Origin of the sequence: Streptomyces sp. H27-H5 (assembly GCF_026627505.1) — a bacterium.
GTDB lineage: Bacteria > Actinomycetota > Actinomycetes > Streptomycetales > Streptomycetaceae > Streptomyces.
Genome location: NZ_JAPNLK010000126.1, coordinates 1 through 17949 on the forward strand (window position 1 = coordinate 1; position 17949 = coordinate 17949).

A 17949-nucleotide genomic window follows, 5' to 3' on the forward strand; every position below is an offset into this window, starting at 1 on the left:
TTCACTTACGAGGTGCCCTCTTGCTCGGGTCTGATGGAAGCGTAGAAACTCCCATCATCCCAGGTCAGCGGGCACCTCTTCTGATTTCTCCATCCACAGCCCGACCACTACGCGGTGGATCCAGGATCAATGCGACCCGACTGAGTGCAACAAGCAAACGAGCAGGTCAGACGGGGCATCAGACGCTAAGCAACACCGTCGTTAAGCGGGAACAAGCAGGTAGTACGCCCAATACGTGTTCATAATCGCGAGGCCGAAACTCAGCGTCGACAGGGCAGCGATCACCGTACGGATGGTGGGCTGCCCGGCCACGTAGCGCAGGCCCTCACCGATGTCCCGCGCGAGGCTGTGGCGGCCCTCGGGCGGCGCGGCGGCCGGCTCGGGGGTGCGGATGCGCCACACAAGGAATGCGGAGACGAGGTAGGACAGGACGTCGGCGAGGATCGAGCGGGCGGCGCCGACGGCGCCGACCAGCGCGGCGCCCATATTGCTGCCTGCGCTGTCGGCCACCGAAGAGGCCGCGCCCAGCCTTGAGTTCGCGTGCTGCAGCAGGCGCGGTTCGACGAGAACGGGCAGGTAGCTGATGGACGCCGAACTGTGCACGATCTTGGCGATGTCGAGGACGACGGCGACCGCGTAGAGCTGGCCGATGCCGAGCACCCCGGCGAAGGCGGCGGCCGGGATCGTCGCGAGGACTGCGGCAGCGGTGAGGTCCGCGGTGATCATCAGGGGGCGCTTGGCGTGCCGGTCTGAGAACGCGCCGGCCGGGAGCGCCACGATGGCGTTCGGGAGCTGGCCGAGGAATGCGAGCAATGCGATCTGGGTGGTGGAGGCATCGAGGTCCAGCGCGGCCAGGGTGGGGAGGGCGACCGTGCTGACAGCCGAGCCTGACAGGCTCGCGCACTCGCTGCCGACGAGACGCCGCAGGTCCGGGGAGACGCGCTTCCGCGCCTTGGCTGGCTGGGTGGAGGTCGTCACCTGGTCTCACCACCCGGCAGCTGTGGGGCGATGACGTTCGCGTACAGCTGGCCGGTGGCGAAATGCGTCAGGACCGAGTGCGTGAACGGATGGCAGTCGGGCGGCGGCGCAGCAGGATCGACCCACACCAGTTCGCTGTGCGTCTGCGGCTCGCGGTTGTACGGGGTGCCCTCCCACTCCCGTACCGTGAAGACGGCGCCGATCACCCGCTCGCCGTCCGCCGCGTGGAAGTGGGGCAGCTGGCAAAACCGCAGCCGGTCCGGGGAGAGGTGGATGCCGACTTCCTCGGCGAGCTCGCGCGCCGCGCCCTCGTCGAGGAACTCGTCTTCCCCAAGGCGACCCCCGACCACAGTCAGCATCCCGGGGGAGTGCCACGACGTCTCTCGGTGCCGCACGGTCAGGACCCAGCCGTCGCCGGGGCGCTGGAGCAGGACCATGATGTTGCCGATGCTTCGGTGTACGGCGCTCACGGGCGGTCCTCCCTCATGAGGCGGTCCAGGGTCCGCCGGCCCCGGGCCGTGACCAGCTCGTCTCCGTTGTCCGGGCCCCAGGCCAGACAGTTGACCGCGTCCAGCGCGGTCAGACAGCGCAGAGCCTGCCGCTCGGCGTCGGTGAGCGACCGCCCGTACCCCCGGAGGAACGCCTTCTCGCGGTCCGGATGGTCGGCCCACTGGGTGGCCGTGAGGACGACGAAGTCCTGCACACGGGCCGCCGGCCTGGCCCGCTCGAAGTCGATGAGCGCGAGCACGCCCTCGGACACCATCCAGTTCCTGGGCTGGTTGTCACCATGGATGTAGCCGACGGGAACGGGGCCGACGCGGCGAAGCCGGGCAGCGTGGTCCCGGATCAGCTGCCGCTCGTCCTCGGTCAGGCGGCCCCCGGCGCGAGCGAGGTACTTCTCCGCTCCGTCTGCAGCGGCGTCCAGGGAGGCCTCGGCCTCGCCCCGATCGGCGGACTCGAGTTCCCCGGCCTCATGAAGCCGGGCACACAGCACTCCCGCCTGCTGGTGCACCGCCCGCCACTCGACGATTTCCAGGCCGAGCTCCTTCGCCGGCGCGCCGGGGACCGAGGTGAGCAGCATGACCAGGTCCCGGGCCTGACTGTCGACGAGCTGCGGTGCCCGGGTGTGCCCCAAGGCAGGAACGACATGACGGTACGCCCGGCTCTCCCGCATGTAGAACTTCTCGCTGGGCGAGACCTTCAGGTACCAGGAGACCCCGCCAATGCCCTCCAGCTCCCACACCCGGGAGCGGTCCCAGTCGTGCGAGGCGTCACGTACCGCCGCGACGGCCCCGATCCGTTCCTCCGCCCAGCGAAGCAACAACGCGGGCAGGGTCTTCGCCGTCTGCTTCACGCTGCGCTTCCCTCCATGGACGAGGCGAGCGCACGCCGGCCGCGCACCTCGGCCGCGTTGTGGAAATCAGGCACGGGCTTCTCCCTCGGTGATGTGCGGCCCGCCGCTTTGCGCGCGGGCCGCAGGGGCAGGCGACGTGGTCAGCGGTCCTGGGAGAGCGCCAGGAGCTCCGCGAAAATCCCACCGCCGTGGACAAGATCGTCGAAGTGGCCCTGCTCGGAGATCCGGCCGTCTTCCATCACGACGATGTGGTCCGCGATCTTCGTGTTTTCCAGCCGGTGGGTGACCATGATGGTGATCCGGTCGGCGGCGATTGCTTTGATCTGTTCGAAGATCAGGTGCTCACCGCGAGGGTCCATCTGAGAAGTCGGCTCGTCCAAGATCAACAGGTCGGGCTTGCGGTACAGCGCCCTGGCGCACGCCTCGCGCTGAAACTGCCCGCCGGAGAACTCGACGCCACCCCAGATGTCGCGGGCCTGGAGGCTGTCCAGGCCGTCGGGGAGCTCTTCAATGGCTTCGCGCAGGCCGACCGCGTCGATGGCCTCCCACACGGCGTCGTCATCGTGGGTGCGGGGCTGGCCGAGGGTGATGTTCTCGCGCACCCGCAGCGGCCACTTGGCGAAGTCCTGCGGGACCAGGCCGGTGCGGCGCCAGACGGTGTCCGGGTCGGTGGCGGCGAGGTCGCTTCCGTTCCAGGTGACCGTGCCCTTGTCGCTCAGGTAGATCCCCGTGAGCAGTCGCAACAGGGTCGACTTCCCCGAGCCGTTCGCTCCGACGATCGCGAGGATCTGCCCACGCTCCAGGGTGAGGGAGACGCCGTCCACCGCGGGGCGGTCCTTGCCCGGGTACTGGTAGACGACCTCGTCGAGCCGGATCTCCTCGACCGGGCCGGTGATCTCGTCCGGTCCGCGCTGGGGAGTGCGGGCGGCGGCCTCGTCGAGGAAAGCTTGCATGTCGGTGAGGTAGAGGCTGGTGTGGAAGATCGCGGCTCCGTTGATGACGACCTGGGACAGGGCGGCGAGTGCGGTCTGGACGGCGATGACTGCAGTGGCGGCGATGGCCGGTTCGATCCGGCCGGTCACGGCGAGCCAGGCGAGCGCGCCCCAGGTCGCGAGGAGGAAGACGCCGCCGGCCAGCGCGGAGAGCAGGGAGATCCGCAGGGTTCGGGGCGCGGCCGCCAGGTTCCGCTGGTCACACCGGTCGGACAGGGCCCGGTACCAGTAGACGAGGTAGTCGGTCATGCTGTTGGCGCGGACCTCATCGCCGTACTGGGACGCGGTGGCCCACCAGCGCATCATCCCGCGCACGTTCCTGTCGGAGATGTTGGAGTAGTGGATCTCGTAGTCCACGCGGGCAGTCAGCACTGCGCCGATACCGGCCGGCAGCACGGCGAGGAGCAACAGGGGCAGCATCATCACGTTCAGCAAGGACAGGACGCTGCCGGCGGTGACCAGGCGGATCAGCGAGGACATGAACCGCTGCGCGTCGGTGACCATCACATGGGTACGGACCACCCCCATCTCGGCCGCCTCCTGCCGGTCGGAGAAGCCGCCCCCGGCATAGGCGGCGGCCTCAACCCGGCAGATCGCCTCGACCAGGGCGCTGTCCGTCTCCGAGGTCAGCCGGGGAGTGACCCGCCGCTCGGCGTAGGTGGCCACGGCCCCCGAGACACGGTTCATCGTGGCCGCGAGCGCGACCACGAGCAACGCAGGCAACGCTCCTTGGAGACGGTCGCCGGCACTGCCGGAGCCGAGTACGGGCCCCATCGCGCGGGCGGTGGCAGCCAGCAGCACCGCGGCGGATACACCCGTAATGATCTGGCACCCGATCAGGAGCCGGACGGCCTGCCGGTCGGTCCGCCACGACAGGCGGCCGATCCGGGCCAGGACCGACGGGAGCGTGGCGCACATCTGCCGGAAGGAAACCTCGGCGAGCGGATTGACGGAGTACTGCCCGCTGTAGGTGATTTCCGCCGGAGGCGGCGGCGGCGGTGCGTCGGCCGGTTTGCTGTGCAGTCCGGATGTGGTCATCGGGTCCCCCTGGATCGCCGTTCGGATGCTGTCGGAAGCTCAACGACAGCCGCTGATTTTTCGAACACATGTGTTTCGGTCGGCCATGAAATCCCGGAATAGAGCGCCGGGCGGACCGTGGGAGCTACACCGACCCGCCTCCCGCAACGGCGCTGCCACCAAAGGGGGTTGGCCGAATCGCCGAGGGTCCCAAGCGCCGCAAGGGCGCGGGCGCGTTGGGGCCGATCGGGCAGGGCGCGCTTGTAGAGTTCGAGGCTTCTCGTACCCCACGGACCCCTGTGGAGCAGACTGTGCACGTGCCCGTTGGCCGCCTTCGAGCGGCCGGTCTCGGCGGAATCCCCCTTAGCGGCGACATGGGGGTGAGCACCTGTGGCGATCACTGATTCTGAGATCGCGGACGTGCTCACCGCCTACCTGCAGCGCTATCCGCAGGAAGTCGGACAGCTGGCCGAGCCGGTGCGCCTCCTGACCGAGGGCCAAGAGTTCGCCTCGCGCCGAACCTTTCCAATGCACGTGACCGCCGGCGCTCTCCTGGTGCGGGACGGCGGTGAGGTCTTGTTGATCGAACACCGCGAGTACGGGCTCACTTTGCAGCCCGGTGGACATCTCGAGCCGACCGATACCACGCTGCTCGGAGCCGCCCTGCGGGAGCTCTCCGAGGAGACCGGAATCGACCCCGAGCTGGTCGTCCCCCTCTCGGCGCACCCCGCATATGTCGAGTTCGGCCAGGTCCCGGCCAGGCCCGCGAAGGATGAGCCAGACCACTACCACCTGGACATCGGCTATGCCTTCGCGACGGCCGCAGCGGAGGTTGGATGCATCCAGGAGTCCGAGGTGACGGGGGCCGCCTGGTACCCGTTGGAGCTGGCGGAGCGCATGGTCGGGTCCCGGATCGCGCGGGCGGTAACCACGCCGGCGGGGACCGTGTAGCCCGTCCCCCGTTGGTAGTCCCGGCAGCTGTCGACCGGCGCGCGGGATGTACGGCACGGTGGACAGCGATGCGGCAGAACGGTTCAGAGTCACAATGCCGCCTGCGGAAGTTCGGCGACGATGACGAGCCAGCTCGTCACCGTGACGTCGTCAGGTCTGGCTTGAGCAGTTGCCTCTGCGAGGATCCCCATCTTCTGCTCGTAGGAGAGGGGGCCCTCGGGGCCGGCGAAAACTGGGATGGACAGCCAGGCCGTCCTTTCGGCGAGGGTGGTGCGCTGGCCGGTGACCTCTGCGGTGGTGACGGCCAGCCCGGCGTCGGCCAAGAGGTAAGTGATGGCTGGGAGCGGCAGCTTCGGCGGGAGGGCTGGAGGGGTCGGCGTGATGCCGTAGTCCCGGGCGGCGATCGGTTGGATCAGGGAGGTGCCGGAGGGGCCGTCTGGTGGGACTAGAGAGTCGGGGTGGGCTACGCCGGCGAAGGCTCCGCCGATGTTGAAGACGAACCGGCCACCGGGCCGCAGGATTCGGCGCACTGCGGTGACCACGGCGGCGACATCGGTCTTCCATATCGCCGAGTTGCACACGACGGCATCGACGCTGTGTCCCGGGACGTGGTCGGCCAGGTGCTCGGCGGGCGCGTTGACCCACGTCAGCCGGGCATCGGTCAGGAGGTAGCGGCCGATGCGCTGCATGGCGGCGGAGCTGTCGAGGGAGATGACGGTGGCGTCGGCTGGTGCCAGAGCGAGGATGGCCTCGGCCGTGGTACCGGTGCCGCCGCACAGGTCGACGACCACACGGCTGCGGGGGAGAGCGGCGCGCGCGGCTAAGTCGCGGCTGGAGGCGCTGTACATCGGGTAAGCGCGGGTGAAAGCCGCGTAGGCCTCTGCGGTGGTGACATCGTCCCAGCCGGTCAGGGCGTCGTACTCCAACGGTCGACCTCGTCTCCGTAATCGGGATGCCGCGCGCGGCGAGGGAATTGGATCTGCTCGTGCCGGAGTCACGGGGGATTTCGATGGTCCACGTGCGCTTCAGGCTCGTCGGGCTGCTGCTGTGCTCAGTCGAAGGACGGTTTGGCGTTGCGGCTGCGCTTGAGTTCGAAGAAGCCGTCCGTCGCTGCGACCATGGCGAGGCCGTCCCACAGCTGTCCGGCGGCATCCCCACTGGGGGCCTGCCTGAGTACGGGGCCGAACAGGGCCGTCCCGCCGATGCGGAGCACGGGGGTTCCGACGTCGAGGCCGACCTCGTCGAAGACCTCGTCGTGTGACTCCTTGATGAGCGGGTCGAACTCCGCGCTCGTCGCAGCGCCCGCCAGGGAGGCGGGCAGGCCCGTCTCGGCGAGCGCCTCGACGATCACGGTCGGGTCCTCGCGGCGCCGTTGGTTGTGCAGTCGGGTTCCGATCGCCGCGTACAGCGGGCCGAGGATGCCGGGGCCGGCGTGTTCGGAGGCGGCGGCGCAGACGCGTACGGACCCCCACGCGTTCTGCATCAGGGTGCGGTATTCCTCGCTGAGGCCCTCGCCGCCGCGCTGTTCGAGGTTCAGGTAGGCCAGCGACATGATCCGCCAATCGGCCTTCACCGGCCGGACTCTCTCGACGTGCACGAGCCAGCGGGAGGTGACCCACGCCCAGGGGCACAGCGGGTCGAACCAGAAGGGCACCTTCAAGGGCTCAGGCCCTGCGGGTATCTGTTCCTTGATCATGAAACGAAGTTGTCCCTTCTCGGAATGGCTGGTGGGGGCGTTGCTCGCCGGGCGGCTAGACGTCGAAGAGGCCGGTTTGGAGCGGCTTGTTGGCCCTGGCCGTGCGCCCTGCGGTCTTCACCAGGGCCGCGAGGTCGCTGAAATTACCGCTCTGGTCTGCCGCGCTGATGAGCTTGCGGAAGAGCTGCGCGGTGACGTCCACGTCGGCGGGTGCCCGGTGGCGGTCGGGCGGCTGGGGGATGGCGAAGTGGGCGAGGAGGGTGTCGAGGCGGTAGTTGAACAGGCCGGGTACGAGGCGCCTGGCCAGCGGGATTGTGTCGAGGAGGTCGGTGCGGGCCAGGGCCGGGCAGTGGGCCGCCTGGTGGTGGATGACATTGGCCTCGGTGGCCGCGTGCTGCGCCACCAGCAGGTACGGGGTGCCGGCGGTGAGGCGTCGGTCCAGGGCTCCCAGGGCTTCCGCCGGGGTGGGAGCCTCGGCGAGCTGCTCGGCGGTCAGGCCGGTCTGGGCTGTGTCCACCAGGGTCACGGGGGCGAAGGCGGGCGGCCGGATCAGGGAGGTGATGCGGCCGGTCTCCTTCCAGGCGCCCTCCTGGTAGCGCAGCGCGAGCGCGGCGACCTCGATGGGCTGGGCCGGGTAGCCGGTGGGCGTGGTCGTCTCGAAGTCGATGACCACGAACGTCGTCGCGGCGAACGCCGGGTCCTGCGTCAAGCTGCCCATGTCTCCGCCGTCCTCGTCGTGGTCCCGCCGGACCGCTCTCGGGCGCGGCTGCCGTGCTGCTCGTCTGCTGTGGAGTGTGGTCACCGGCTGATGGTGTCGGCGACGGCCTGGGTGGCCGCCGACAGGTCCGGGGCGCTGCGCCAGTGCTGTCCCGTCCAGGTCTCGCTCAGCGACCGGTACAGGTCCGACATCACCGGCAGGAACGCGGGCGGAAGCGGTACGGGCCGGGGCCACTGGTCGCGGGGGACGGCTTCGGCGATGAGTTTGCCGGTCGGGATCTCGTGCCCTTGGGAGACGTACCAGTCCCGCAGAGCCTGCTTGCCACAGTGCACCCCGTTGAACATCAGCCGGCTCTCATCCGGAGTCCCCGGGCTGTCGGCGAGCACCAGTTTCCCGTCGCCTGCCATCAGGAACTCGAACTTGCCGTCGCAGTGGCTCAGTCCCAGGGAGCGTGCGTGCGCGGTCAGTACCTTGTTGGCCTTCTCGGTGATCTCGCGCATCGCCCGGAACTCGTTGTCGCCAAGGCCGGAGAGGGTCTGCGCCTCGGCAGGGGTGGTGAACCGGTTGACGGCTTCGAGCGTGGTCGCGTACTCGATGACCGGCTGTTCCAGCTGCTCGCCTACCGCGGGGATCGCTCGCAGGCCAACCTCCGCCAGGGTCAGCGTGCCGGCCGCGAGTCGGCGGTGGACGGAGCTGCCCGGCGGGAGCTCGTTGCGGAAGAGGACCTGGAGGGGCAGCAGGTAGCTGCCCGCCTCGGGAGTGGGCGGGTCGGCGGCTGAGTCGGAGAGGCGCGCGAGGGTGAACTCGAGCCGGTTAGCACCGAGGGCCCGGCGGAAGTGGGTTCGCACGCCGGCCTCTTCCAGCAGCTGGAAGTTGAAGACGGCCATCTTGCACGCCGCTTCGCCCTTGCCGGGGATCTTGTCCGGCATCCGGCCGTAGTGGAAGACGGTGTAGTTGTCCGTGTACTCGAACACGCCGACCCCCTCCTTAGCGGCCGTGGGGGCTTGGAGGACTTCAAGGTTCTTGGTGGAGTGCAGGACGGGCATCACACCGTTCCCTTCGGCTGGGGTACGTCGTCGGTGAGGGCGAGATGGCCGCCGACCACCGTGATCACGCACATGCCGGCGGCCCGGGCGGAGGTAATGCCTTCGGGGGCGTCGTCCACCGCGAGGCAGCTCTGTGGTGAGACGCCCAGTCGGCGGGCTGCCTCCGTGAACAGCGCGGGGTGCGGCTTCCCCTTGCTGACGTCCTCTCGTGTCACCACGGCCGCGAACTCCTCCCGCAGGCTCAGGGCGTCGAGGCCGGGGTCGACGAGGATTCGGCTGGCGTTAGATGCGATTGCGCACCGCAGACCGGCGCGGCGGGCACTGCGGAGTAGGGCGAGGACGCACGCGATGGGCTCGACGGTGTGCATGGAGGCCAGCAGGTTGGAGCGGCTGCGCTGGATGACCTCGGCGTGGGGCAGTGCCTGCCCGCCGGGGAGGGCGGCCAGGAGGTCGTGGATGGACAGCCCGACGTGCTGTCCATACCAGTGGGAGTCCAGGTCGATGCCGTAGGGCTGGAGGGCGGCGCTCAGTGCCTGCTCGTTGCCGGGGGCCGTGTCGGCGAGGGTGCCGTCGTAGTCGAGGATCAGGGATCTGAATCCGGTCGGGATCGCGGGGACGCAGGCCTCGCCGGGGGTGGGGCCGGAGCAGGCCGGGAGCCGGATTGTGTCGCTCATGTCCGCTCCTGCTCGGGGTGCTGGCCGCAGCACACGCATGGTGCGCCGGGTCCCTGCCAGGGTTCGGTCATGCAGGCCAAGCCGTGGCCGGCTGCCAGGATCCATGCCCGTATCTGTTCGGCGGCCTCGTACTCGTCCAGGTGGCGGCGGTCCAGGACCCGGTATCGGTCCGGATCGGTGGCGGCGAGGCGTTCGAAGAGGAGGCAGGCGTCGCGCATGAACTCGGCCTGCTCGCTGGTGAAGACGCGGTCATCACGCCGCTGTGCGCGGGCTGCGGCCTGGTCGGCGTCGTCGGTGACGAGGATCGTGAGGTCCGGGAGCGGACGGTAGGAAGAGGCGAGGTACAGGAGGGCACCAGCCGTCTCCAGGGCGGTGTCCGGGTCGTAGGGATGCAATTGCAGGGCCTGGCACACGGCCGTGCTGTCGACGCTGCGCCCCTCGATGACGGCACGCCCAGCCGACAGGTCGGGAAGGACAGTGTCCAGGTCGTGGCGCTTGATGGCCATGAGGATCAGGGCCTCGGTCAGGGGCAGCCCGCCGCGCAGGAAGGGGTCCCCGCCTCCGGCATCGCGCAGGGTCTGGAGGAGGGCTTCACCGAGCCCCAGGCGCCCGTGCGCCCGCTGGGAGAACTCGTCGAGCAGGAGCGGCTGCTGGTCGAGGGTCTCGACGGCACGGTTGGTGAGGTAGGTCTTGCCGACGCCGTTGAGCCCCTCGGCGGAGATCAGCGGCCCTCGGGTACAAGGCCGGGGGATGGTGGTGAGGCTGGTCATGTGGCCCTTTCGTGTGCCGGACGGATCAGAACAGGCCGCTCTGGACTGGCTCGTTAGCCTTCGCGCGGCGCCCGGCCATGGCCATGAGCGCGTGCAGACTGCTCAGGGCTCCGGTCGTGTCGGCTTGGGCGATCAGGCGGCCGAAGACGTCCGCGGTGACCTTGACGTCGGCCATGGCCCGATGGCGGTCCGGGGGCCGGGGGATCTCGTAGTGGCCCAGGAGCGTGTCGAGCCGGTGGTTCTCCAGGTCCGGCAGGAGCTGCTTTGCGAGGGGGATCGTGTCGAGGAGGCCGGTGGCGGCCAGCACCGGGCAGTCGGCCCTGCGGTGGTAGATCAGGTTGCCCTCGGTGCTGGCGTGATGGGCCACCAGCACATACGGCCCCCACCGCAGGCATTCGTCCAGCAGGGCCATGGCCTCGGCGGGGTCGGGTGCGCCGGCGAGCATCGCTTCGGTGATGCCGGTCTGCCGGGTGTCGAGCACGGTGAGCGGGGCGAACGGGGGCGGCTTCATCAGCGACTCGTACGCCCAGTTCTCCCTCCAGCAGCCGGCTCCCGTGTAGGTGAGGGCGAGCGCGGCCACCTCGATCGGCTGCGGGGGGTGCCCGGCAGGCGTGGTTCCCTCGAAGTCGATGACGACGAAGGTCATCTCCCGCAGGGCGGGATCGTCGGTCAGGGCTCCCACGTGGCGGCCTCCTTGGTGATGATCGCGGCGTACCGGTCGATCACGGCCTCGTCGTCCCCTTGATCCAGGACGACCGCGAGCGTCCGGTCGAGGATGAGGGCGGCACCCGGGCACGGTGGGTGGTCCCTCACGGTGAACGCGGGACGGGTGTCGCAGGGCACGAGACGGAAGCTGCCGGTCGAGGACGGTACCCCCTGCTCGGCGAGGTGCTCGGCGAATGCCCGCGGCTGCGGCAGGTCCAGGTGGAGGAGCGGCGCGTAGTGGTTCCACTGCTCCCCGCGCGTGGGCTGCAGGACACGGAGGCCAGGGGCGCCGTCCAGGAACCGCACCAGTCGCTCGGCCTGCGCACGGCGCCGCTCCATCAGGGTGGGAAGCCTGATCAGGTTGGCCAGGCCGATCGCAGCCAGGGGCTCGGCGAGGCGGGCGTTGGTGGCCAGTTGGGCCTGGGGCCGGCTGCCCGGCGGGGGCTGCAGCCAGTGCCCGCGATACGCACGGGCGTGCTCGGCGAGCGTGCGGTCGCCGGTGAGGATGAAGCCGCCCTCACCGCTCCACAGGATCTTGCCGTCCTTGGTACTGAAGCAGCCCGCGCTGCCGACGGTGCCGGCCCGGTAGCCGTCGCGGGAGCTCCCGACCGCCTGCGCGGCGTCCTCGATCACGGCCAGGTCGTGGCCGAGCGCGAACATCCGCAGCCGGGCGGGGTCACCCATCCGCCCCCACAGGTGCACGGCGATGATCGCCTTCGTGCGGGCCGTGGTTTTGCGGGCGGCATCCTCGTAGTCGATGTCCAGGGTCTGCGGGTCGCTGTCCACGAAGACGGGCCGCGCGCCCAGGGCAACGATCGGAGACACCGTCATGATCACGGTCAGTGCCGGTACGAGGATCTCGTCACCGGGGCCGATCCCGAGAGCGGCCAGCGCAGTGTGCACGGCGGCTGTTCCGGAGGACACGGCCACGGCGTGCGCGGTGGCGAATGTCTCGGCGAGTTCCTCCTCGTACGCGCCAGCACGGGCGGCGCCGGCCGGGTCGGGCATCGCGGACAGCGCGATCGTGGTCTCCCGCAGCAGCGGGGTGAGGCTGTCGGGCAGCGGCAACAGCGTCACGAGGCCGCCTCCGAGGTCAGCAGACGGGGCATGTCCAAGACGAGCGGCCACATGTTCACGCAGTCCCGGCTGAACAGGGAGCAGTCGGTGCAGGCCGGCCGGTCGGCGAAGAGAACACGGGCGTCGCCACCCGAGATGGTGCGGTGCCGCTCGGGCGGGGTGGCGGCGATCCGCCGGTCGGAGGGGCAGTCCCACAGCGACCCGTCCGGCTGGGCGAAGAACAGCCGAGCACCGCCGAAGCAGTCCCGCACCCGTCCGCTGCCCTGGGTGGAGATCGCGGCGGCGAACCGCAACAGCGAGGAGGCATCGGGCACGGCCAGGCCTTGGGGTTCCGCGTGGAGCTGGGCCAGTTCCCGTGCGACGGCGGGCACGTCGTCGCTGGTGTGGGCGAGCTCGTCGAACAGCTTGTGGTCGGGGGCCAGCGAGATCGGCTGCGGCACGTAGTAGTCGACGCCGAGTTCGGCGCCGAAGCGGGCCACGTCCGTGATCTCGTGCGGTGCCGGGCGCATCACCACAGTGTAGAGGCCGACCCGCGGTGCGGGTTCGGCGTCTCGGGCCTGGAGCAGGGCACGGATGCCAGCCACGACATCGCGATGGCCAGTCTTCCCGGAGCGTGAGGGCCTGCGCAGGTCGTTGGTGTCCGGGTCTGCGCTGTCCAGGGACACCGACACCCCGTCGACCTTCAGCTCGAGGAGGCGTTCGGCGACGCCGGGGCGGGTGAGTGGGATCCCGTTGGTCGCGATGACGACCTCGCAACCCGCCTCCTTGATCACCTGGATCAGGTCGAGGGCGCCGGGCCAGTCCAGCGGTTCGCCACCCGCGATGACGACCCGCCCGACCGGCGAGCCGTCCAGCGTCCGGGCGAAGTCCATCAGCGCGCTTGCGCTCAGGTCGTTGCGCGCGATGTGCGACAGGACACCGAGCTCGTTGGGCGGGCTGACCTTGTGCTCTTCGACGGTGCCGAAGTAGCAGTACGTGCAGGCCAGCGCGCACCGGGAGCGCAAGGCCCAGAGCAGGGTGACGTCACGGCGCATGGACGGCCTCCCGCGTACGGAGCAGGTTCTGGACGGTCTGCGTCAGCGCCTGGGCGGTCTCCTCGCGGCTGTACCCGGTCACGTCCAGGATGGTGAACCGCTCCGGGTGGGCGCCCGCGAGATCGAGGTAGAGGGCCTCCGCCTGAGCGAACATCTGCTGGTCCAGGGCGGAGAACACTCGCTCCGCCCGTGCCGCGAACCGGGCGGTGCACAGGCGCCGGTCGCCGGTCAGCAGGATGGTCGCATCTGGGAGAGGCCGCCACCGGGCGGTCGTCGCCAAGATACGCTCCGCCAGCACCAGCATGTCGGTGCCTGGATATTGGGCTGCCAGGATCACGGCCTGGTACACGGCCGTGGTATCCACGCCCCGGTCCTCCAAGACGACGTCCACCCCGGCGAGGTCGCCAGCGGTCAGCTGCTCGAACTCACGGACCTTCAGTGCGAGCAGGGCCAGGGTCTCGGCGACGGGGTGCCCGGTGCGCAGGAAGACGTCACCGTCCGCGCTGAGCGCGGCGACCACCTGTCCGGGCAGGGTGTCGCCGGCCTTGTCGGTCACCTCGTCCAGACGCAGACACCGCGGCCCCAGAGCGGCGGCGGTGCCCACAACGGCGTCGGTCTTGCCGACCCCGTTGATGCCTTCGACACTCACCCACGTCGCCTGGACAGTCTCCGCTCGACGGGGTGGAGGAACAGGGGCCGTCATTGCGGCCTGGCCAGGTGTTCGGACAGCGTTCATTACTTTCCCTCCCAGGGGAAGACGACCCAGCCGCGGATCAGCGTCCCGATGTAGGTCACGACGGCCGCCGACGGCAGGCCGCCCGTCCAGTTGTCCTCGTTGACGACACACACCGCGCTCCGCACTCGGTTGGCCCCGGCCTCAGTGACCAGCCGCACGGCGGCGGCCAGGGTGTCCCCACTGCCCGCGACGTCATCGACGAGCAGGACATCCAGGCCGGACAGGTCCCCGAGACCGGCCACGTCCAGGGCCGCGGGCTGCGCACCCTTGGGAGCGTGGGGGGAGTCGTCGAGGGTGTGGGTGACGGTGATCGCGCGGAAGTCGCGCACATCGAGGAGATGGGAGAGCCACACCGCCGGCGTGCCCCCACCCCGTAATACGGTGACGATGGCCTGGGGCAGCCCGTCGCGCTCGACTCCGTCGGCGATCCTGCGGACCTGGCCCTCGATGTCGACCCAATCCATGCACGTGACTGGCAGGTCAACGGCCACGTTCATCCCCCCACAGCAGGCAATGCAGGCGGCTGCTCAGGTTCCAGCCGCGCTCGATGGCGACGTCGGCGAGCTCCCGCATCCCGGCGAGCACGGATTCGGCTGAGGTGGCCTGCGGCATGACCCACACCGGGGCCAGGCCGTGCTCTTCCTGCAGCGCCGCGAGCTCGGCCGCGTCCTGGAGACCGTCGAGGACAAACTTGAAGACGGCCTTGCCACTCGCCTGTAAAGCGGCGAGGACCTCGGGCCTGATCCGCCGGTCCGTGGACATGCCCATGTGCGCGAGCTTCGGGGAGACCACGTACAGGTGGATGTACGGGTCCAGTTCGGGGGAGGGCGCGATCGTTCCGTTCGTCTCGATCTCCACCCGGCACCCGGCCGCCGTGACCGCGGCGGCCAGCCGGGTCAGCTGCTCCTGCTGCAGAAGCGGCTCCCCTCCGGTCACGATGAGCAGCTGCACGTCGTGTTCGAGGACCTGCTGCACCACACCGTCGACCGGGACGACCATGGTCTCTTCGCCGCGAACGTAGTTCTTCCAGTCCCACGAGTACTTCGTGTCGCAGGTGTTGCAGGCCAGGTTGCAGTCAGCGAGCCGGACGAACATCGCGAGCTGCCCGGCCGAAGGGCCTTCACCTTGGAGCGTAGGCCCGAAGACCTCGCACAGGACCAGGGCCTCGGCACGCCGCACAAGCGGGAGTTGGCGGGAGATGATGCCGGTCATCGAAGGGCTCCTTCGAATTCGGCCCAGCTGCTCTCGGTCTCGGAAACACGGACCCGCGTGGTCCGGCCGTTGCCGGGGGTGATGGCGCGGTCCTCCAGCCAGCGGGCGAAGTACTCGGCCAGGTGCTCGCAGGTCGGGTTGACCTGCAGCACGTCGTTGAGAACCTGGCCGTGGAACGAGCCGGTGACGTGGTGAGCCAGGATCCTGGGCATGTTCGCGGGCCGCGGATAGGCGGCGCCCTCGGCTGGGATCGTGACGAGATACGAGTGCCCGTGTAGGCGGCTGCACTGGTGCTCTGCGGCCAGCCCCTCCAGACGGTGCGTCGCGTCGAAGGCGGCTGAGGCGGCGAACGCGGGAGGGATCGGCCGGCCGGTACGCACCCGCACCTCCACCAGCGCTGCTGCTGCCGCGGCGGGAAGATGAAGGCGTGCCCAGTCCGCCAGGTGCAGGGCCAGCCCCTTGTTGCTGACGTCGGGCACCTGGTCGTTGAGGAGCCGGTGGTCGAAGACGGCCGCGATGTACTGGCGCAGCGGAGCGAGTTCGCCGAAGTCGACGACGAAGCCCTCCGTGCTCAGGGTGCTGGCGGAGAGCACGGCCTCCGCCGTGAACGACCGCCCGTCGTGTCGGTCGTCGACTCGCCGCGTGGCTTCGAATCTGAACGCCTTGCCGATGCGCCACTGCGCCTCACTCGCCCCCGACCCGGACGGGGCGGTCGAGCCCGTGACTGGCGGAGGATCGGCGACGGTGCTCGGCGGCGCCAGAGCGCCCGGTCCGTCCGGAGGTGGTACCTCGATATGCACGAGAGGGAGTCCTTCCTTGAGGCTGCGGCCACGGCCATGAGGGGTGAGCCGGTGGTCAGGAGGGCGGAATGGTCATGTGGGCCGGGCGCCTACGCCCGCAGGGCTCGCGCGCACAGGGGCTGGCTGGTGACACCGGTCGCCGGCATGGTGTCGGCGGGCTCGGGGGTGACGGCCGAGCTGGCGATGGGAGCCAGGAGGCCGTTGGCGTGGCCCCACCCGACGGCGCGGTTCCAGTACTCGTGAGGTCCGAGGCCAGCTTCCTCGCGTAGCCGTTTGGTCGCTGCGGCCACGTCCGCGGGGGTCCTGCCCAGGCGGTCCGCCTGCTCACCGGTCGGGACGCCAGCCACGACGAGCGGCAGGATCCGCCGTGGGAGCTCGCCAAGGGCCAGACGGCCTGCAGGCGGCGGAACCAGCGCTCGTACGGTGAAGGCGTAGTCCAGCAGCGTGAGGAGCTGGGTGCGCACCGTGGCGGAGCCGGAGCCCATGTACGTGCCGAAAGCCCGACCATAGGCGTTGGCCAGGTGGAGGGAGGCCGTCTTGTGCTTGATGTTGAGGATCTTGGCGGCGGCGGCGATCGTCCGGCCGTTGCTGATCAACCGAATGACGTTCAACTCGGCCTCCGTGAACCGGACTGCAGGGCGGCCTGCGTGGGGCCCACCCGCCGCTTCGGGGTCCACCGCGTCAGTCGCGGCGGCAGCCGAGGAGCACATGGCAGTGCCCGCGGACGTCGGTACGTGTTCGGACATGAGCGGTCGATTCCTTTCTGGTCAGGGTCGCCGGTACACCGGGCGGTCTGGGGTAGGTCTTCAGCCGCGAGTGAAGGTCAGGAAAAGGCGCAGGGCGGCAGCCATCCGGGCGGTGTGCCACATCCCAAGCAGGCTTGTGTCCGGGAGGGGCGCATGGACCGCCTCCTGGAGGAGGAGCACGGCGTGCCGGCCACGGTCCGGAGGCCCGATGGTGTCCTCGGTGCGGTCCGCCAGCAGCTCGACGGCCATCTCCCGCAGGCTCTCCCACCGTGCTGTGACTTCCTCGGGAGGCAAGAAGCGGCGGTGGCGCCATGCGTTGTGGGCTTCGCGCATCGCGAGGCGGAGCACCTCTGGCGCGGGAGACCTTCCGCCTTGGGCAGGAGGGAGCTCCGCGAGGTACTCGGGCCGGGCGAGCAGATGAGCAGAGGGCAGGACCAGGGCGGGCCGACCCCGTCTCCGGGCAATCCACCCGTCGTGCTCCAGGAGCCACAGGGCCTCGGTGACCAGCTTCACGTCGGAGACGGTGTAGTCGCCGAGCTCTGCGGCGCCCGGAAGGCTGGATTCGGGCGGGTAGAGCCCGAAGGCCATCTGGTCGAGCAGACGGTCGGCGAGGTGGCGTGCCCGGCCGGGCCGGTCGTCACGGGACCCGCAGACCATGGTTCGGTGATGGGAGGAGGTCAGCAGGCCGGCTGCTGAAAGGTCCGCGAAGGCGAGTGGCACCAGATCGGCAGGCACGCCGAGGTCACCGGCCGTCGCCTCCCTGCTCAGCAGCATCCCCGGTGCGTACCGGCGGCTTGCGACGTGCGCGGTGATCCGAGCAGCGATCTCCGCAACCGGCGGGCAGAGCGGAGCGCTGTTCTGCAGAGCACCGAGCAGGGCGTGAACGGCACGGGCGGCCGCACGGATCTGCACTACCGTGGTCAGGTCGGCCTGGGCCTGGTCGGCAGCGGTGATGAGGCCGGCCCATCGGCCGGTGTCACTGGCTGATCCGGCGGCGGCCCTGGCCCTTTCGAGTGCCAGAGGCATCCAGAGGGACACCGTCGAGCGGATCCACGCCGCGTATCCGGCGGCATGTGTCTCGATCATCAGGGCACCCCGGTGCGCCATATCCAGGGCCCGGCGGACGTCGAAGCTCAAGCCCTCCGGTGTGACACCAGCGGGGGACACAACGGGCAGAGCGAAGCTGGCGGCGGCCGGCAGGGGAACGGGAACACGGGAGCTGTCGACCGCGGGGAGGGTCATCGTGCGCACGGGACCTCCTCCGGCACGCGGGAGTGGCGTGGCGCGGGGCGCTCCCGGAGGTAGAGGCCGGGCCCGTGAGAGCGGACAGCGCAAGATCCTTGTAGGCGGACATTTCGGATCCCGCTTGGCGGACAGCTGATCTCCCCGTCGATACGGCCGTTCGTGTGTCTTCGAACCCAGGTTCCGAACTGGTGATCCCTC

The 17949-nt window shown here is 69.9% G+C and carries 20 protein-coding genes; 1 reads left to right on the forward strand and 19 read right to left on the reverse strand.

What is annotated here, in order from left to right; all coding sequences use genetic code 11:
- Positions 1–201 precede the first annotated feature (201 nt).
- The 4 genes from OTB19_RS37280 to OTB19_RS37295 form a co-directional block, all read right to left on the reverse strand.
- Positions 202–978, reverse strand: coding sequence for an MFS transporter (locus OTB19_RS37280; protein WP_267803236.1), 777 nt, complete (start codon positions 976–978; stop codon positions 202–204).
- Complete coding sequence (locus OTB19_RS37285) at positions 975–1448, reverse strand: NUDIX domain-containing protein (protein ID WP_267803237.1); 474 nt, start codon at positions 1446–1448, stop codon at positions 975–977. Before OTB19_RS37285 ends, OTB19_RS37280 begins: the two co-directional genes overlap by 4 nt.
- A complete protein-coding gene (locus OTB19_RS37290; protein WP_267803238.1) occupies positions 1445–2332 on the reverse strand; it encodes a phosphotransferase enzyme family protein in 888 nt (295 codons plus the stop codon). Before OTB19_RS37290 ends, OTB19_RS37285 begins: the two co-directional genes overlap by 4 nt.
- A 140-nt stretch (positions 2333–2472) precedes the next feature.
- Complete coding sequence (locus tag OTB19_RS37295) at positions 2473–4362, reverse strand: ATP-binding cassette domain-containing protein (RefSeq protein ID WP_267803239.1); 1890 nt, start codon at positions 4360–4362, stop codon at positions 2473–2475.
- Between the two features lie 399 nt (positions 4363–4761).
- On the opposite strand from OTB19_RS37295, the gene OTB19_RS37300 reads away from it, so the two are divergent.
- Positions 4762–5292, forward strand: a complete 531-nt coding sequence (locus OTB19_RS37300) for an NUDIX hydrolase (protein WP_267803240.1) — start codon at positions 4762–4764, stop codon at positions 5290–5292.
- An 89-nt stretch (positions 5293–5381) separates the two neighbouring features.
- Here the strand turns inward: OTB19_RS37300 and OTB19_RS37305 are convergent, their stop codons facing one another.
- The 15 genes from OTB19_RS37305 to OTB19_RS37375 all read right to left on the reverse strand — a co-directional run bounded on the left by OTB19_RS37305 (position 5382) and on the right by OTB19_RS37375 (position 17592).
- Positions 5382–6218, reverse strand: coding sequence for a class I SAM-dependent methyltransferase (locus tag OTB19_RS37305; protein ID WP_267803241.1), 837 nt, complete (start codon positions 6216–6218; stop codon positions 5382–5384).
- Between the two features lie 125 nt (positions 6219–6343).
- Positions 6344–6988 (reverse strand): disulfide bond formation protein DsbA, encoded by a 645-nt coding sequence (locus OTB19_RS37310; protein ID WP_267803242.1) that lies wholly within the window; start codon positions 6986–6988, stop codon positions 6344–6346.
- A gap of 55 nt (positions 6989–7043) precedes the next feature.
- Positions 7044–7706 (reverse strand): PolC-type DNA polymerase III, encoded by a 663-nt coding sequence (locus OTB19_RS37315; protein ID WP_267803243.1) that lies wholly within the window; start codon positions 7704–7706, stop codon positions 7044–7046.
- A gap of 80 nt (positions 7707–7786) precedes the next feature.
- A complete protein-coding gene (locus tag OTB19_RS37320; RefSeq protein ID WP_267803244.1) occupies positions 7787–8752 on the reverse strand; it encodes a phosphoribosylaminoimidazolesuccinocarboxamide synthase in 966 nt (321 codons plus the stop codon).
- Positions 8752–9426: an HAD family hydrolase gene (locus tag OTB19_RS37325; RefSeq protein ID WP_267803245.1), complete on the reverse strand. Its 675-nt coding sequence runs from the start codon at positions 9424–9426 to the stop codon at positions 8752–8754. The genes OTB19_RS37320 and OTB19_RS37325 overlap by 1 nt, the downstream gene beginning before the upstream one ends.
- Positions 9423–10196: a thymidylate kinase gene (locus tag OTB19_RS37330; protein WP_267803246.1), complete on the reverse strand. Its 774-nt coding sequence runs from the start codon at positions 10194–10196 to the stop codon at positions 9423–9425. The genes OTB19_RS37325 and OTB19_RS37330 overlap by 4 nt, the downstream gene beginning before the upstream one ends.
- 25 nt (positions 10197–10221) lie before the next feature.
- Positions 10222–10878: a PolC-type DNA polymerase III gene (locus OTB19_RS37335; RefSeq protein WP_267803247.1), complete on the reverse strand. Its 657-nt coding sequence runs from the start codon at positions 10876–10878 to the stop codon at positions 10222–10224.
- On the reverse strand, positions 10866–11978 hold the full coding sequence (locus tag OTB19_RS37340) for a DegT/DnrJ/EryC1/StrS family aminotransferase (RefSeq protein ID WP_267803248.1): 1113 nt from the start codon (positions 11976–11978) through the stop codon (positions 10866–10868). The genes OTB19_RS37335 and OTB19_RS37340 overlap by 13 nt, the downstream gene beginning before the upstream one ends.
- The gene (locus OTB19_RS37345) at positions 11975–13012 is read right to left on the reverse strand and encodes a radical SAM protein (protein ID WP_267803249.1); all 1038 of its coding nucleotides are present in this window, start codon (positions 13010–13012) and stop codon (positions 11975–11977) included. Before OTB19_RS37345 ends, OTB19_RS37340 begins: the two co-directional genes overlap by 4 nt.
- Complete coding sequence (locus OTB19_RS37350; RefSeq protein WP_267803250.1) at positions 13002–13661, reverse strand: dTMP kinase; 660 nt, start codon at positions 13659–13661, stop codon at positions 13002–13004. The genes OTB19_RS37345 and OTB19_RS37350 overlap by 11 nt, the downstream gene beginning before the upstream one ends.
- A gap of 86 nt (positions 13662–13747) precedes the next feature.
- On the reverse strand, positions 13748–14212 hold the full coding sequence (locus tag OTB19_RS37355) for a phosphoribosyltransferase (protein ID WP_267803251.1): 465 nt from the start codon (positions 14210–14212) through the stop codon (positions 13748–13750).
- Positions 14213–14228: 16 nt separating this feature from the next.
- Complete coding sequence (locus OTB19_RS37360) at positions 14229–14960, reverse strand: 7-carboxy-7-deazaguanine synthase QueE (RefSeq protein ID WP_267803252.1); 732 nt, start codon at positions 14958–14960, stop codon at positions 14229–14231.
- Positions 14957–15631 carry a 6-pyruvoyl trahydropterin synthase family protein gene (locus OTB19_RS37365; protein WP_420716989.1) on the reverse strand — a complete coding sequence of 225 codons (675 nt, stop codon included), beginning with the start codon at positions 15629–15631 and terminating at the stop codon, positions 14957–14959. Before OTB19_RS37365 ends, OTB19_RS37360 begins: the two co-directional genes overlap by 4 nt.
- 218 nt (positions 15632–15849) lie before the next feature.
- Complete coding sequence (locus OTB19_RS37370) at positions 15850–16371, reverse strand: hypothetical protein (protein WP_267803253.1); 522 nt, start codon at positions 16369–16371, stop codon at positions 15850–15852.
- Positions 16372–16566: 195 nt separating this feature from the next.
- Positions 16567–17592 carry a GntR family transcriptional regulator gene (locus OTB19_RS37375; protein ID WP_267803254.1) on the reverse strand — a complete coding sequence of 342 codons (1026 nt, stop codon included), beginning with the start codon at positions 17590–17592 and terminating at the stop codon, positions 16567–16569.
- Between the last annotated feature and the right edge of the window lie 357 nt (positions 17593–17949).

What these genes read in the sequence shown, in the direction of transcription:
- OTB19_RS37295 (WP_267803239.1), bottom strand. Translation starts at nt 4,362, where the DNA reads ATGACCACATCCGGACTGCACAGCAAACCGGCCGACGCACCGCCGCCG.
- OTB19_RS37310 (WP_267803242.1), bottom strand. Translation starts at nt 6,988, where the DNA reads ATGATCAAGGAACAGATACCCGCAGGGCCTGAGCCCTTGAAGGTGCCC.
- OTB19_RS37315 (WP_267803243.1), bottom strand. Translation starts at nt 7,706, where the DNA reads ATGGGCAGCTTGACGCAGGACCCGGCGTTCGCCGCGACGACGTTCGTG.
- OTB19_RS37320 (WP_267803244.1), bottom strand. Translation starts at nt 8,752, where the DNA reads ATGCCCGTCCTGCACTCCACCAAGAACCTTGAAGTCCTCCAAGCCCCC.
- OTB19_RS37325 (WP_267803245.1), bottom strand. Translation starts at nt 9,426, where the DNA reads ATGAGCGACACAATCCGGCTCCCGGCCTGCTCCGGCCCCACCCCCGGC.
- OTB19_RS37330 (WP_267803246.1), bottom strand. Translation starts at nt 10,196, where the DNA reads ATGACCAGCCTCACCACCATCCCCCGGCCTTGTACCCGAGGGCCGCTG.
- OTB19_RS37345 (WP_267803249.1), bottom strand. Translation starts at nt 13,012, where the DNA reads ATGCGCCGTGACGTCACCCTGCTCTGGGCCTTGCGCTCCCGGTGCGCG.
- OTB19_RS37355 (WP_267803251.1), bottom strand. Translation starts at nt 14,212, where the DNA reads ATGGATTGGGTCGACATCGAGGGCCAGGTCCGCAGGATCGCCGACGGA.
- OTB19_RS37360 (WP_267803252.1), bottom strand. Translation starts at nt 14,960, where the DNA reads ATGACCGGCATCATCTCCCGCCAACTCCCGCTTGTGCGGCGTGCCGAG.
- OTB19_RS37375 (WP_267803254.1), bottom strand. Translation starts at nt 17,592, where the DNA reads ATGATCGAGACACATGCCGCCGGATACGCGGCGTGGATCCGCTCGACG.